Origin of the sequence: Reyranella sp. (assembly GCF_036558665.1) — a bacterium.
Lineage (GTDB): Bacteria > Pseudomonadota > Alphaproteobacteria > Reyranellales > Reyranellaceae > Reyranella.
In genome coordinates, this window is sequence record NZ_DATBFE010000013.1 from 17,630 (window position 1) to 31,873 (window position 14,244).

Sequence of the window (14,244 nt, forward strand, 5' to 3'; positions counted from 1 at the left end):
CAGTCCTTCAGGCGCGCACTTCCTCGCGCTGGAAGATGACGTAGGTGGCCGAGAACACCACGATCATGCCGGCAATCAGACCGGTAACCTGCGGCCAGATCAAGAGCAGGCTTTGATCGAGCGGCAGCGGCGCCCCCATGATCGCCCCACGCATCTGGCTCGGCAGCATGGGACCGAGCGTCCGCGTCTCGGGATTGAGCAGGCCCAACACCGCCTCGCTGAACAGGGTGCCGGGCGAAACCCGTTGCAGGGCGAGCGCCAGTTCCTGCAGGCCGATGAACTGGTCGAGGCTGGTGATTTCCGGCGGCACGAACGCCATGGTGATCGCTTGCGCGATCATCGGCCAGAGGATGAAGAAGAACAGCCACAGGCCGAGCGCGCACAATGCCGAGGTCGCGGTCGATCGGAAGATCACCGAGAACAGCATGGCCACGGCGAGCCATACGCCGCCATAAGCGATCGCCACCACGAGGAAGCCCAGGGCACGCGCCACCTCCACTCCGCGCGGCGGCAGGCCGAGCAGCAGCAGGCCGGCGCCGAACACGATCAGCCACAGCGCCACCATCGCCACGGCCAGCGTCGTCAGGCCGGCCAGAAACTTGCCCAGCAGCAAGGCATCGCGATAGAGCGGCTGCGACAACACCCGGCTCAAGGTTCGACGGTTGAACTCGCTGTTCACGAGGTCGAAGCCGAGTCCGATCGCCATCAGGGGAATGACGAAGTTCAGGGCCTGGACGAAGGGAATCGGCACTTGCTGCGGCTCGATGGTGAAGATGCGCAGGAACAGGAAGGCATCCGATCCGATGGTGGTACGAAGCTGCTGCAGCGACGACGCCACCGGAAACGCGCCGAAAACGATGATGAACAGCGTCAGCACCAGCATGCGGATGCTGCTGAGGTGATCGGCCAGTTCCTTCATGTAGACCGGGCCGATCCCGGTGAAGGGAGATCCTTCGCGGTCGGCCCGGCTACGCGGCATGACGGGCCTCCTGGAAGTAGCGCGTATAGACCTCCTCGAGGCTCGGCTGCAGGTCGGAGAGCTTGGTCAATGCCCCGCCCGCCGTCACGATGCGCTGCGCCACCTCGGCGCGCACGTCGTGGTCGGCCGTCACCCGCCAGGCGCCCTCGCCCGCGGGCACGACCTGCCGCACCCCGGCAATGCCGCCCAGGGTGCCCGCGACGTCGTTGCCGGTCGCCTCGATCAGGAGCGGATGACCCGCCCCCAAAACCTGATTGGCGAGCTCGACCACTGTCCCCATGAGGGCGATCCTGCCCTTGTTGAAGAGCGCCACGCGGTCGCACACGCTCTGGACGCGATCGAGCAGGTGCGAGGAAAGCAGAACCGCGACACCGGCCTTCTTCAGCCGCCGGATCATCTCCAGAAGCTCGAAGGTGGCGTGCGGATCGAGACCCGAAGTGGGCTCGTCGAGGATCGCCACCTCGGCCTTCTTCATCACGATCTCGGCGATGCCGAGCCGCTGGCGCATGCCGCGCGAGTAGGTCGCGACCCGCTTGTCGGCGACCTCGGCCAGATCGACGCTTCGCAGCGCGTCCATGATCCGGGCGTCGGTCTCCCGCCTCGGCACGTCGAGCAAGCGCGCCGTATAGGTGAGGTTCTCGCGCGCCGTCAGGTTGTCGTAGAAGCCGACCGCATCGGGCAGGTAGCCGACCCGCCGCTTGACCTCGAGCGGCTGGCGCACGGGATTGAAGCCCAGCACGTCGACCGAGCCGCCGCTGATCTCCGTGAGGCCGAGCATCATCAGGATCGCCGTGGTCTTGCCCGCCCCGTTGGGGCCCAGCAGGCCGAAGATCTCGCCTCGGCGGACGCTGAGGTCGATGGCGTCGACCACGCGCGCCGCGCCGTAGAGCTTCAACAGCCCGCGGGCTTCGATCACATTGTCACTCATCGCCGGCAGCTTACCGACGGCCAAAGCGCGCAACCGCGCCCAGCAGGACCAGCAGCGCCACGGCGATGATGCCGATGCCGACGATGCCCCATAAGGTCGAGGTCGTCACCGTGATACGGAAGTCGGCGTTGGCGGAGTCGCCCCGCGCGCCGGCGCGGAATGATGCCACGTAGTCGCCGGCGATCGCCTTGTCCGAAGGCGTGACAATCGCCTGCACCTCCTTCTTTTCGCCCGGCGCAATGCTCGCGATGGTCTTGGGGTTGAACTCGACCTTCCAGTTGGTCGGCACGGTGCCCGAAAGCTCGACATCCTCGAGCGGCGCGGTGCCGTCGTTGCCGACAACCAGATTGTAGGTAGCCGTCTTGCCGACCGTCGCGTCACCGCTCAACCGACCGTCCTTGGTGCTGAGCGAGAGCTTGCCCTGGCCGCTGATCTGCAGCGTCACGCGCTGCTCGGCGGTCGCACCCTCGGCTGCCGCCTTCACGAGCACCGGATAGTCGCCGGCCTTCACCTCGCGCGGCGGTGTGACCTTGATCTTGATGTCCTTGGACTGGCCGGCGGTGATCGGAATCGAGCTGATCTCGTTGCTGCCATAACCCTCGGTGAAGGTCGTCTGGAAGTTGCTGGGTGCCTGGGCGCTCAGCGCCACCGTCAGGTCCTTGCCGCTATCGTTGGTCACCGACAGCGTATAATCGAAGGACGACTTGGGTGTGCCGCGCAGCGCCGGCAGACTCGATTTGATGGTGAGCTTGGCGGGCGCGATCTCGCCGATCGTCAGGGTGACCGGCAGGTCGATCGACTGGCTCGGACCCTTGGCGTGGATCGTGACGACGTGCGAGCCGGGCTTCGCGCCCTTGGGCACCTCGACGCGCAACTGAAGGCTCACGCTTTCGTTAATCGCAGGCATCGCCGCCGCCACCGGCTGGCCGCTGCCCATCAACTCGATCTTCCATCCGGCCGGCACGTCGCTAACCGAGAGTGCGAGTGGCTCAGGCGGCAAGCCCATGTTCTGCAGCTTGAAGTGGACATTCGTCACTTCGCCTGCGCGCACCGTCTGGGACGGATAGTCCGTGAGCAGCCACAGACCCTTGGCCGTCGCCGTCGATGCGGTGGCGGCGGCCGGCACCGGTGCCGGTTGATGTGTTGGAGCGGCGAAGACCTGGACGGCGGTAAGAGCCGAAGTGGCGGTAAGAGCCAGTAGAGCAATCAGACGGCGCATTGTGATCCCTGCGTCTTATTGAATCATCCCCGTTTTCGCGGGCGCGAACCTAGGTCTCGGAAAACGACGAAAAAAAGGCAACCCGCCCCAATTCGTTCAAGCGGCGGCGCTTGGTCGCGCCTTCATCGCTTCGAACCATGTCGTCAGCTTCTTGCAAGCCGGGTCGAGCGGCTGGCCGACGCCCTTGAAGAAATCGATGAAAGCGAAGAGCAGAATGTCGGCCATCGTGAGCTTGGCCCCGGTGATGAACGGCTTGTCGCCCATGAGCGCATCGAGCCAGGCGATCTTCTCGCGCGCGACCGCCTTCAGATCGTCGGCGGCCTGCGGTATGCAGCGAATGCGATTCTGGAAGATCTTGAGGCCTTCGGCGTAGCGGAAGCCATTGGTTCCAGGTTCGGCGATGTTGAGATCAATCCGTCGCGTCCACATGCGGGTCCTCGCGCGTTCGTCAGCCGTCTCGCCGATCAAAGACGGCGTGTCGTTCTTGACCTCGTCCACGTATTCGCAGATCGCCGTGATCTCGGCCAGCACCGTGCCGTCATCGAGCTCCAGTGCGGGTAATTGTCCTGATGGATTGATCTTGAGATAGGGCTCGCGCCGGTTCTCCCCGCCACGCAGATCGACATCGACCTTCGGCACCGTGAATCTCTTCTCCGCCATGAACATCCGTACCATGCGCGGGTTGGGCCCGAGCGAGTTGTAGAATTTCATTGCCTCATTCCCCTTTTCGTTCCGGAGTTGGTCGAATCGCAAAACCATGTCATCCGGACCGCCGAAGGATCGTGTCCCCGCCATGGCTCGATCAGGATTTTGGTGTGCCTTTCGGGATTGGCGAGCTCTTGGAATGCGTTCTTGACATCGTCAAGACCAATCTTGCCAGTAACCAACGCCGACGCGTCGATCGCTCCCTCGGCCAGCAAGCGCAGCGATCGCGCGAACTCTTCAGGCGTGTAGCCCAGCACGAATTGCAGGCTGATCTCCTTGACGATACCGAACATCGGCTCAATGGCATCGGGCTCCATGCACACTCCGACCACGACGATCCTGGCGTCACGAGGCGCCTTCTCCAGGGCCTGCTGGATCAGGCCCGGCACGCCCACGCACTCGAACAAGACGGCGCACCTGCCGGCGGCAAGCCTGGCATAGGGATCCTCGTCGGCCGGATCGACAACGATGTCTGCGCCCATCCTGACGGCGAGCTCCCGGCGCTTCTGCGAGAAGTCGGCTGCCACGATCGGGCGGATATGCTTCAGCCGAAGGGCCGCGATCACAGCCAGCCCGACCGGCCCGCAGCCCACGACCAGCGGCGCCTCGTCGCCGTTCAGAAGAGCTTTCTCGACCGCGTGCACACCGACCGCGATCGGCTCGGTGAGCGCGGCATGCTCCGTCGCCAAGCCGTTCGGCACCTCCAGCACCAGCGGCGCGGAGAGCAGCATCTGCTCGGCGTAGCCGCCGACGTAGTGGTTGGAATAGCCGACGCCCTTGGGCCCGTCGGCCTCCATCATCACCGGCATCGAGCAGACCCGAGTGCCAGGCTTCAGCTTCCTCTCGGTCCTCGGGCCGTAATCCAGCACCTCGCAGCAGAACTCGTGCCCAAACACGATGTCGCGGGAGAGATCCATCGGCACACGGCCCGGCACGCGCCTTGTCACCTCTACCATGCGATGGGCGTGCTTGGCCGCATGCAGGTCGGAGCCGCAGATGCCACAGGCCAGCGTCTTTACCAGCATCTGGCCTTCGGCCGGTATTGGCGCTGGCATCGTATCGACGACCAGGTCGCCGCTGCGAAAGATGGTTGCTCTCATTGGCCGGTTCCTCCCGACAAGGCACGCCGCACGGCTGAACGAAGCGCCGGCAGGACGTCCACCTCGAACCACGGATTACGTCGCATCCAGATACCACTTCGCCATGAGGGATGTGGCAGGGGGAAAAACTTCGGGCCGTGCTGTGCGAAATGCCGCACGGTCTCCGTCAGCGTCTGGCCTTTGGTCCGCGGCAGATACCGCGTCTGGGCGAAGCTGCCGACCAGCAGAATGAGGTGCGTGCCCTTCAGAGCCCCGAGAATACGCTCATGCCAGAGAGGCGCGCATTCCCGACGCGGCGGCAGATCCCCGCTTTTGCCGGCGCCAGGGTAGCAGAAGCCCATGGGGACAAGCGCGACCTTCGCCGAATCGTAGAACTCGCACTCGCTGAGCCCCGTCCATTCGCGCAGCCGCAGCCCGCTGCGGTCGTGCCACGGCACGCCACTTTCATGAACGCGCGATCCGGGCGCCTGACCGATGACGACCAGTCGCGAACGGCGGCTGAACTGAACCACCGGACGCGGCCCTGCCGGTAGCGCGCCGGCGCAAACGGTGCAAGCCCGCACTTCTTCGAGCAATGTCTCGACTTTCGACTCTGGCATCGGTCCTAGGCGATGAAAGCGCGGACGGTGTCGACAAAGCCTTCCAGCCGGTCGTGATGCACCCAATGGCCGGCATTGTCGAACTCAACGACCTTGGCTGTCGCGAAATACTGGAGACGGCCGTCCTTCTCCGGATTGGAGGCCCAGCTCTCCCTGCCGTAGACGAGCAGTGTCGGACAGGTGATGCGCGCCCACAGGCCCTCGATGTCGGCATGGCTCATGTCGTACGGCGGCCAGGTGCGGACATAGTTGTCGAACTTCCAGCTATAAGTGCCGTCCTCGTTCTGGTTGACACCCTGCTGCGTGAGATGACGGGCCTGCTCGGCCGAAAGATGCTTGTTCTCTTCCTGCATGCGCCTGAACGCGTCCTCGATGCTGGCGTAGCGGCGCGGCAGCCGGCCGGAAAGCTTGCGCTGCTCGTCGATCCATTCCTGCATGCGGTCGGCCATGGTCTTGTCGGCGCGCTCAGCGATCGCCCTGGGCGACGGCCCGAGCCCCTCGATCGCCACCAGCTTGCGCACCTTGTCCGGATAGATGCCGGCGTAGCGCAGACAGATATTGCCGCCCAGCGAATGGGAGACGATCGTCACCGGCGCCAAGGTCTGCTGATGGACGAGCTGTGCGAGATCGTAGATATAGGCCGACATCGAGTAGTTGCCGTCGGGCGACCATTGGCTGTCGCCGTGCCCGCGCAGATCAGGGCAGATGACGTGCCAGTCGCGGCGCAGCGCCTGCGCCACCCAATCCCAGTTGCGGCAATGATCGCGGCCGCCATGCACCAGCAAGAGCGGCGGCGCATCCGGATTTCCCCAATCCACGTAATGAAGACGCAGGCGCTGGGAGAAGAAGTGCCGGGACGTCGGCCCGGGCATGCCATTCAATATGTTCATCGCCGCCAATCTAGCGGCTGCGATCACTCCATGGCTAGACGAGCTGTTGCTTGAGGGCGGCGGCCTCTTTCAGGAGCAGGGGCGCGTAGTCGGCTATCATCACCTTCGCCGGGACCTGCTCGGGCTGCACGCCGATATTGATTGCCGCCACCACCTTGCCATCGAAGCGTACCAGCGGCACGGCGATCGAGCGGATGCCCACCTCCGCCTCCTGATCGGCGAGCGCATAGCCCTTCTTTCGCACGTCGAGGATCAGTCTGCGAATCTCCGGCTTCGAGACGACCGTCTGCCGCGTGAAGCGGACGGGCCTCAGTCGCGCAAGAAAGGCGTCGAGCTCGCGATCCTGCATGGCGCTTGCCAGCACCCGGCCGAGAGCGCTGCAAAAGAGCGGCAGCCGGTAGCCGATGCCGAGACCCACGGAGGCCGGACGCGCCGGCACCGCACGAGCAATCATCACGCACTCCTCGCCATCGCGCACCGCCACCGAACAGGAGGCGCCGACCTGACGGCAGATGCGCTCGCAAACCGGCTGCAGCATGCCCGGCACCGGATCGGCCGAGAGATAGGCGATGGCGAGCTTCAGGACCCGCGGCGCGAGCCGGAACAAGCGGCCCTCGCTTTCGACGTAGCCAAGCGCGACCAAGGTCGCAAGCGCCCGCCGCGCCGTGGCGCGCGGGAGGTCGATCGCACGCGCGACGTCGCTCAGCGTCATTTGCCGCCGTTGCCGGTCGAAGGCATTGATGACCGCGAGCCCCCTCGCCAGCGCCTCGGAAAAGTCGGCGCCATTTGCGCGGCGGGCGCGCTTCTCGGCGTCTTGCGGGCGAAGTCGGCTCATGGGAGTATTATAGAACGAATGTTCGTTAATTGAACATCGCCGGCTGTCGTATAATCGGTGCGGAGGACTAGCCATGATGAGTGCCGAACAGAACGAGCTGATCACCCGCGTCGGCCCCGGCACCAGATGCGGCGCGCTGATGCGGCACTACTGGCATCCGGTGGCACTCGTCGAGGAGCTGCCTGACGACCGACCGGCCAGGGCGGTACGTGTGCTGGGAGAGGATTTCGTCCTGTTCCGCGACGAGCGCGGCCGGCACGGGCTGCTCGATCGCGGCTGTCCGCATCGCGGCGTCGATCTTTCCTATGGCCGATTGGAGGACGGCGGCCTGCGCTGCCTGCTCCACGGCTGGCTGTTCGACGTCGACGGCAGGTGCCTGGAGACCCCCGCCGAGCCCGAAGGCAGCGTCCTCTGCCAGCGCGTGCGCCAGCGTGCCTATCCGGTGGTCGTGAAGAACGGCATCGTCTTCGCCTATCTCGGCGAAGGCGAGCCACCGGCGTTTCCCGACCTCGACTGCTTCCTGGCGCCCCTCACGCACGCCTTCGCCTTCAAGGGCCTGATCGACTGCAACTGGCTGCAGGCGCTCGAGGTCGGGATCGACCCGGCACACGCCTCCTTCCTGCATCGCTTCTACGAGGACCAAGACCCCTCCGGCGAGAGCTACGGCCGGCAGTTCCGCGCCTCCTCCTCCGACTCGGACGTCCCGATGGCGCGTCTGATGCGCGACTATCCGCGGCCGCAGATCGACGTCGAGGGCACCGACTACGGGCTGCGCCTGTTCACCCGGCGCAGGATTAATGACGGGGTCACCCACCTGCGCGTCACGAACCTGGTGTTTCCGTACGCGTTCGTGATCCCGATGAGCCCGGAGATGACGATCACGCAGTGGCACGTGCCGATCGACGACACCTCCTGCTACTGGTACGCGATCTTCACGTCGTTCGGCAAGCCGGTGGATCACCGGCAGATGCGCGAGCAGCGGCTACAGCTCTACGAGCTCCCTGACTATCGCCCGCGCCTCGGCCGGCACAATCGCTACGGCTACGACGTCAACGAGCAGAGGAACCAGACCTTCACCGGCATGGGCTTCGACATCAACGTTCATGACCAGTGGGCGATCGAAAGCCAGGGCCGCATCCAGGACCGCACGCGCGAGCATCTCGCCACCTCCGATAAGGCAATCGTCGCCTATCGCCGCATGTTGCTGTCGGCAATCGGCCAGGTGGCGAACGGCGACAAGCCGCCGATGTGGCTCGATACGACGCGGGCCGCGGCGATTCGGGGGCCGGTCACGGTAGATGGCATGGGTCCGACCGAAGGCTGGCAGGCCTATTGGAAGGAGTTCGATGCCCGCCGCCGCAGCGGCTCGAGTTGGGCAGCGTCGACCCGCTCGCCGCTCGCCGCCTAGATGCATCTCGCCGAGAAGGCCGGTCTCTGGACCGACGACCGCAAGGCGGCGGCTCGCGAGGTCGAGCGCCGCATCCAGGCTGGCGAGCTCACGGTCGTGCGACTCTCCTTTGCCGACCAGCATGGCATCCTGCGCGGAAAGACGCTGGCTGCAGGCGAGATCGCTGAGGCGATGAAAGGCGGCGTGGGCTTCAGCGCCACCATGCTGCTCAAGGATACGTCGCATCGAACGGCTTTTCCCGTGTGGGGACCGGGCGGGCCGTTCGGCGCCAGGGAATGGGAGGGCGCGGCCGATGTTCTGATGCTGCCCGATCCCTCGACCTTCCGTGTGCTGCCCTGGGCCCCGCACACCGGCTGGATGCTATGCGACATCGTCTTCGCCGACGGCCAGCCGGTACCGCTCAGCACGCGGCATGTCTGTCGCCGGGCGCTCGCATCCCTGGCCGACGCCGGCTACGACTTCTTCGCCGGCCTCGAGGTCGAGTTCCATCTGTTCAAGCTGGAGAAGCCGAGGCTCGGTCCGGCCGACGCAGGCCAGCCCGGACAGCCGGGAGCGCCGCCCGAAATCTCGTTGCTCAACCAGGGCTATCAATACCTGACGGAGCAGCGCTATGACGCGATGGATCCGATCCTCGAGGTCCTGCGCAGCAACATTGCCGGCCTCGGCCTGCCGCTGCGTTCGCTCGAAGTCGAATTCGGACCGAGCCAGGTCGAGTTTACGTTCCGCGCCGGGACCGGCCTGGAGCCGGCGGATGCGATGGTCCTGTTCAGGAGTGCGACCAAGCAGGTCGCGGAGCGCAACGGCTACCACGCCACCTTCATGTGTCGACCGAAACTGCCTAACGTCATGTCGAGCGGCTGGCATCTCCATCAGTCGCTCCGGGATCGGAAGACCGGGTCGAATGCGTTCGCCGACGGAAAGGACCTGTTGTCACCGGCCGGCATGTCGTTCATGGCCGGCCTGCTGGAGCATGCGCGGGCGGCGGCAGCCTTCAGCACGCCGACCCTCAACGGCTACAAACGCTACCGCCCCTTCTCGCTTGCGCCCGACCGCGCCGTCTGGGGGCGCGACAATCGCGGCGTGATGATACGGGTGCTGGGCGCACCCGGCGATCCGACGACCCATTTGGAGAACCGGCTCGGCGAGCCCGCCGCCAATCCCTATCTCTACATGGCGAGCCAGGTGGTGTGCGGGCTCGACGGCCTGAAACGCACGGCCGATCCCGGTCCTTCGGCCGATACGCCGTACGAGGCCAAGGCGCCGATGCTGCCGCGCACGCTCGGCGACGCCTTGGCGGCGCTTCGCGAAAGCAGAGTCCTGCGCGCCGGCTTCGGCGACTTCTTCGTCGATTATTATGCGAGGCTGAAACAGGCCGAGATCGACCGATTCAACCTCGAAGTCAGCGACTGGGAGCAGCGCGAATACTTCTCGATCTTGTGAAGGATGCCCCATGACCGCCATTGCCGTCGTCACCACGGTGAGCAGCAAGAAGGAGGCGCGCCGCATGGCGCATGCGCTGGTCGAGGCCGGCCTCGCGGCATGCGCGCAGATCTCCAGGATCGACAGCGTCTATGCCTGGAAAGGCGCGATCGAGCACGGCAAGGAATATCGCGTGCTGTTCAAGACCACCGTTGAGCGTTATGGCGCCATCGAGCACGCGATCCGCGACCTGCACTCCTACGAGCTGCCGGCCATCCACGCCTTCGCCTTTGCGCACATCAGCGCACCGTACGCCGACTGGATCGAAAGCAATACACGTTAGGCAAGACGCTCGAGGGCCGCAGCCGTCTCCTCGACGAATGCCGCCACAAGCGCCGCCGTCGGCATCTCGCGCGCGAGCGTCGGCGCCTGTCCGCTCCAGAGCGGCATGAAATCGCTCGAGCCCTTGGGTTCGCTCGCAGCCCGCAGCGGATAGGCCGCTCCCGCCGCCAGCGGAAAGGCCGGCGCATCGGAATTCATGGGCCCGACCTCGCGCACATAGCGGTTGACGATGGCGCGCGCCGGCCGGCCCGTGAAAATGTTCGTCAGCGTCGTGCTGTTGTCGTCGGCCTGCTTGAGCGCCGCACGATGGAGAGGAACCGTCTTTGCCTCGGGCGTGAGCAGGAATGCGGTGCCGATCTGCACCCCGGCCGCCCCCAGCGCAAGGGCAGCCGCGATTCCCCGGCCATCGCCGATGCCGCCGGCTGCGATCACCGGCACCTTCACCGCGTCCACGACCTGCGGCACGAGCGCCATCGTGCCGGCCTGGCGCGCGATATCGTCGTTCAGGAACATGCCCCGATGGCCCCCTGCCTCGGCGCCCTGGGCGATCACCGCGTCGCAACCGTGCTGCTCCAGCCAGCGCGCCTCCTCGGCACTCGTCGCCGAGCCGATGACGAGGACACCGCCGGCCCTCAGTCGCCGCACCAACCCCTCGTCCGGCAAGCCGAAATGGAAGCTCGCGACCTTGGGCTTGTACTCAAGCACCACTTCGCAGAGTGCCGCGTCGAAGGGTGCGCGCACCGGCCCGCCGACGCCGGCATCGGGCGCCAGGCCGAGTTCGCGGTAGTATGGCGCCAGCCGTTTGCGCCAATGGGCATCGCGGTCGGCGTTCGCGACAGGCGGCTTGTGAACGAAGAAATTCACGTTGATCGGCCGCGCTGTCGCCTGTCGGGCGAGCTGAAGTTCGGCACGCAATGTGTCGGGCGTGAGCATCGCCGCGGCAACCGCGCCCAATCCACCCGCCTCCGACACGGCGACCGCCATCTGGGTCGAGCTTGCGCCCGCCATCGGCGCCTGAAGGATCGGATGCTCGATGCCGAATAGTTCAAGCAGACGATGGTCTTGCCACTTCATGCGGATTCTCCTTCCGATCCAAGTCTAGCGCCGGCATGATATCTCGGACAGTGATTTATATCGATTGAAGCCATCTGCCAAAGTGATCGCCATGGATACAAGGGATCTTGCCACTTTCGCCACCGTCGCCCGCCTCGGCGGCATGAGCCGGGCCGCGCGTGAATTGAACACGGTGCAATCCAACGTCACGCAGCGCGTGCGCCGACTGGAGGAGGCGCTCGGCGTCAGCCTGTTCGAACGCAGCCAGCATGGCGCCCGGCTCACTGCCGCAGGTGAACGGCTCATGCCCTATGCGGCGCGCGTCGACGCGCTGCTGGTCGAGGCCGCTCGCGCCGCGCGCGACGATGGTGCGCCGCGCGGCACGCTGGCCATCGGTGCGCTCGAGACCACCGCGGCGCTGCGCCTCTCGCCTCTCCTCGCCTCCTATGCCACCGCGCATCCACATGTCGACCTGGTCCTCCGTACCGGCACCACGGCGGAAATGATCGAGCAGGTGCTCGACCGCAAGCTCGAAGGCGCCTTCGTCTGCGGGCCCGTCGTTCACCCCGAACTCGCGGCCACGTCGACGTTCGTGGAGGAACTGGCACTGCTCAGCGCACCATCGAGGAAATCGATTGCCGAACTGCTCGGCCAGCCCGATCTGCGCCTCGTGATTCTGCGCGCTGGCTGTTCCTATCGGCAGCGCCTCGAGGAGGTACTGGCGCGCCGCGGCATCGTCGGCCTGCGCCGCCTCGAGTTCGGCACGCTGGAGGCGATCCTTGGCACGGTCGCCGCCGGGCTGGGCATCACGCTGCTCCCCCGATCGCTGATCGGCCCGGCCTGGCGGGGCAGCCGCATAGCGGCTCACCGCTTGCCACCGGCCGAGGCGCGCGTGCAGACCGTGTTCGTCCGCCGTCGCGACATGCTGTGTTCCAGCGCCCTTGTCGCCTTCCAGAATCACGTCACCCGAGGGAGAGCCCGATGATGCATGGGAGCACGACCGTCTTCACGGTCAAGGATGTCATGACGAGCCTCGCCTACTATCGCGACAAGCTGGGGTTCGACGTTGCGTTCGAGTATGGCACGCCGACCTTTTACGTGGGCCTGTGCAGCGGCGACGTCACGCTGCATCTGGTCGCCGCCAGCCGGACTCCGCGCCAACCGGGCCACGGCGGGGTGTGCATCTTCGTCGACGATGTGGATACGCTGCATGCCGAGCTAACGAAACGCGGCGCGAATGTACTCAAGGCGCCCGCCAACTACGACTATGGTCTGCGCGACTTCGATGTTGCCGATCTCGACGGCAACATGATCTTCTTCGGCATGGAAATCCCGAAGACCTGACGGAGCGGACATGGACCTCTGGCAACTCGACGCGACCGACCTGGCGCGGCTCATTCGCAACGGCAAGGCCTCGGCCGTCGACGCCGTGGATTCTGTCCTGAAACGCCTAGGCAAGGTGAATCCGGTGATCAACGCGGTCGTGCGTGTGTACGAGGAGGAGGCGCGCGCTGCCGCAGAAACGGCCGATGCCGCACGAGCCCGCGGCCATGCCCTGCCGCCGCTGCACGGTGTGCCGGTCACCGTGAAGATCAACGTCGACGTTGCCGGCCAGCCGACGGACAACGGCGTGGTGCCGCTCAAGGATTTCGTCGCGCAGGAAGACAGTCCGGTCGTCGCCAACCTCAGGCATGCCGGCGCCATCATCGTCGGTCGCACCAATGCACCGGCCTTCTCCATGCGCATCTTCAGCGACAATGCCCTGCATGGACGCACGCTCAATCCGCGCGATCCGAGCGTCACGCCGGGTGGCTCGAGTGGCGGTGCCGGAGCCGCCACGGCGACCGGGATCGGCGCCATCGCCCACGGCAACGACATCGGCGGATCGGTCCGCATTCCGGCCTATTGCAATGGCGTGGTCGGCCTGCGTACCGGCTTCGCCCGCATCCCTTCCTTCAATCCAAGCAGCGCCAATGTCGGGCGCCCGGTCGGCGCGGTGCTCATGGCGGTGCAGGGACCACATACACGGACGGTGCGCGATGCCCGCCTCGCGCTCGAGGTGATGGCCCGCGGCGATCGCCGTGACTGGCGCTGGAACGACGTGCCCATGCAGGGTCCGCCGCCGGCGCGGCCGATCAAGGCCGCTATCGTGCCGGAATTCCCCGGCGCCAAGACCCATCCCGCACAGGCTGCCGCGGTACGGCAGGCGGGCAAGCATCTGCAGGGCGCGGGCTACGTCGTCGAGGAGATCCTGCCGCCCGATCTCGAGCGCGGTGTCGAGCTGTGGCACATGATCTGCGTCACCGATGTGTTCGCCGGGCTGTGGCCGCAAATGCAGAAGATGGGCGATCCCGACGGCATCGCGGCCATGCGCGCCTGGCTGGAGCTGCACAAGCCGGTCGACCTCACGACCTATGTTGCCGCCCTGACCGAGCGCGAAGGCATGCTGTTCCGCTGGATGTCCTTCCTGCAACAATGGCCGCTCGTCATTTTCCCGACGCTTGCCGACTTGCCGCCCAAGCAGGTCGCCGACGTGACCGTCGAGGGGCAGAAGCAGGTCCTGAATTCGATGCGCCCCGCGTTGATCGCTCCTCTGCTTGGCCTGCCCGGGCTCGCCGTCCCCGTCGGCCGTCATGACAAGTTGCGCACCGGCATCCAGATCATGGCCATGCGCAACCGCGAGGATCTCTGTCTCGATGCAGGCGAAGTGATCGAGGCGGCCGAAGGCGTCGTGGCGCCGATCGACCCGGTGCCGGCATAGAGGCTG

15 protein-coding genes are annotated in these 14,244 nt (G+C 65.9%); 6 read left to right on the forward strand and 9 right to left on the reverse strand.

Going from position 1 to position 14,244, the window contains the following annotated elements; all coding sequences use genetic code 11:
* Nucleotides 1-7 precede the first annotated feature (7 nt).
* The 8 genes from VH499_RS02495 to VH499_RS02530 form a co-directional block, all read right to left on the reverse strand.
* The gene (locus VH499_RS02495; protein WP_332051103.1) at nucleotides 8-979 is read right to left on the reverse strand and encodes an ABC transporter permease; all 972 of its coding nucleotides are present in this window, start codon (nucleotides 977-979) and stop codon (nucleotides 8-10) included.
* Entirely contained in the window at nucleotides 969-1,907 is a 939-nt protein-coding gene (locus tag VH499_RS02500; protein WP_332051104.1) for an ABC transporter ATP-binding protein, read from the reverse strand. The genes VH499_RS02495 and VH499_RS02500 overlap by 11 nt, the downstream gene beginning before the upstream one ends.
* Nucleotides 1,908-1,917: 10 nt before the next feature.
* Nucleotides 1,918-3,126, reverse strand: a complete 1,209-nt coding sequence (locus tag VH499_RS02505; RefSeq protein WP_332051105.1) for an NEW3 domain-containing protein — start codon at nucleotides 3,124-3,126, stop codon at nucleotides 1,918-1,920.
* A gap of 96 nt (nucleotides 3,127-3,222) precedes the next feature.
* The gene (locus tag VH499_RS02510) at nucleotides 3,223-3,837 is read right to left on the reverse strand and encodes a glutathione S-transferase family protein (protein WP_332051106.1); all 615 of its coding nucleotides are present in this window, start codon (nucleotides 3,835-3,837) and stop codon (nucleotides 3,223-3,225) included.
* The gene (locus VH499_RS02515) at nucleotides 3,834-4,931 is read right to left on the reverse strand and encodes a zinc-binding dehydrogenase (protein ID WP_332051107.1); all 1,098 of its coding nucleotides are present in this window, start codon (nucleotides 4,929-4,931) and stop codon (nucleotides 3,834-3,836) included. The genes VH499_RS02510 and VH499_RS02515 overlap by 4 nt, the downstream gene beginning before the upstream one ends.
* Complete coding sequence (locus VH499_RS02520) at nucleotides 4,928-5,530, reverse strand: uracil-DNA glycosylase family protein (RefSeq protein ID WP_332051108.1); 603 nt, start codon at nucleotides 5,528-5,530, stop codon at nucleotides 4,928-4,930. Before VH499_RS02520 ends, VH499_RS02515 begins: the two co-directional genes overlap by 4 nt.
* 5 nt (nucleotides 5,531-5,535) lie before the next feature.
* The gene (locus VH499_RS02525; protein WP_332051109.1) at nucleotides 5,536-6,420 is read right to left on the reverse strand and encodes an alpha/beta hydrolase; all 885 of its coding nucleotides are present in this window, start codon (nucleotides 6,418-6,420) and stop codon (nucleotides 5,536-5,538) included.
* Nucleotides 6,421-6,454: 34 nt separating this feature from the next.
* Entirely contained in the window at nucleotides 6,455-7,255 is an 801-nt protein-coding gene (locus VH499_RS02530; protein ID WP_332051110.1) for an IclR family transcriptional regulator domain-containing protein, read from the reverse strand.
* A gap of 73 nt (nucleotides 7,256-7,328) precedes the next feature.
* Between VH499_RS02530 and VH499_RS02535 the strand changes: the two genes are divergently transcribed.
* From VH499_RS02535 to cutA, 3 genes are read left to right on the forward strand one after another with little or no spacing between them, the layout of a single operon-like run.
* On the forward strand, nucleotides 7,329-8,663 hold the full coding sequence (locus VH499_RS02535) for an aromatic ring-hydroxylating dioxygenase subunit alpha (protein WP_332051111.1): 1,335 nt from the start codon (nucleotides 7,329-7,331) through the stop codon (nucleotides 8,661-8,663).
* Nucleotides 8,664-10,103 carry a glutamine synthetase family protein gene (locus VH499_RS02540; RefSeq protein ID WP_332051112.1) on the forward strand — a complete coding sequence of 480 codons (1,440 nt, stop codon included), beginning with the start codon at nucleotides 8,664-8,666 and terminating at the stop codon, nucleotides 10,101-10,103.
* Between the two features lie 10 nt (nucleotides 10,104-10,113).
* Nucleotides 10,114-10,425, forward strand: coding sequence for a divalent-cation tolerance protein CutA (gene cutA / locus VH499_RS02545; protein WP_332051113.1), 312 nt, complete (start codon nucleotides 10,114-10,116; stop codon nucleotides 10,423-10,425).
* Here the strand turns inward: cutA and VH499_RS02550 are convergent.
* Nucleotides 10,422-11,498 carry a nitronate monooxygenase family protein gene (locus VH499_RS02550; RefSeq protein ID WP_332051114.1) on the reverse strand — a complete coding sequence of 359 codons (1,077 nt, stop codon included), beginning with the start codon at nucleotides 11,496-11,498 and terminating at the stop codon, nucleotides 10,422-10,424. The genes cutA and VH499_RS02550 overlap by 4 nt on opposite strands.
* Nucleotides 11,499-11,589: 91 nt before the next feature.
* Here VH499_RS02550 and VH499_RS02555 point away from each other — a divergent pair, with 91 nt between their 5' ends.
* From VH499_RS02555 to VH499_RS02565, 3 genes are read left to right on the forward strand one after another with little or no spacing between them, the layout of a single operon-like run.
* Nucleotides 11,590-12,462, forward strand: coding sequence for a LysR family transcriptional regulator (locus VH499_RS02555; protein WP_332051115.1), 873 nt, complete (start codon nucleotides 11,590-11,592; stop codon nucleotides 12,460-12,462).
* Entirely contained in the window at nucleotides 12,459-12,821 is a 363-nt protein-coding gene (locus tag VH499_RS02560; RefSeq protein ID WP_332051116.1) for a VOC family protein, read from the forward strand. The genes VH499_RS02555 and VH499_RS02560 overlap by 4 nt, the downstream gene beginning before the upstream one ends.
* Before the next feature lie 10 nt (nucleotides 12,822-12,831).
* Nucleotides 12,832-14,238 (forward strand): amidase, encoded by a 1,407-nt coding sequence (locus VH499_RS02565; protein WP_332051117.1) that lies wholly within the window; start codon nucleotides 12,832-12,834, stop codon nucleotides 14,236-14,238.
* Nucleotides 14,239-14,244 lie beyond the last annotated feature (6 nt).